The following is a 515-nucleotide window of genomic DNA, read 5'->3' on the forward strand; positions in this document are numbered from 1 at the left end:
GAGTTTTATTAAGTCCAGAGGGACTTAATCGACGATTTAATTCGGCTTCTGTAGCCTTCTTTCGAACTGTATTTATTACACTTCTACAAGCTAAAATTGGAGGGTTATCTAAGATTTCTCATTCTCTTTCTGCTTACTTTGAGCGCATTCGTATCCTTGATTCTACAACCTTTCAAGTTCCAGATCGATTCGCATCTACTTATCCTGGTGCCGGAGGATGCAGTCATAAAGCTGGTGTAAAAATTCAACTAGAGTATGACTTATTGAGTGGAGAATTTTCTGATGTGAAAATTGAACCAGGCAAACGGAGTGATCAGGCGTATGGTGCGACTCGAACAGGTATGATACAAAAGAATGAACTATATATTCATGACCTAGGATATTTTCGTTTACAAGACTTTAAGTCTATTCAAGATAAGCAAGGATATTATTTATCACGTCTTAAATTACCAACTAAAATATATAGAAAAGAATTCGAAACAGTGGTATTTAAAACAAAACCCGCTCAATTGAGA

General features: G+C 35.9%; 1 protein-coding gene. It reads left to right on the plus strand.

Going from position 1 to position 515, the window contains the following annotated elements; genetic code table 11:
- Window positions 1-515, plus strand: a 515-nt coding sequence (locus KFD70_RS29385) for an IS4 family transposase (RefSeq protein WP_431613564.1), incomplete at both ends; no start/stop codon positions are given.

Origin of the sequence: Bacillus pfraonensis, from assembly GCF_050768835.1 — a bacterium.
Lineage (GTDB): Bacteria > Bacillota > Bacilli > Bacillales > Bacillaceae_G > Bacillus_A > Bacillus_A pfraonensis.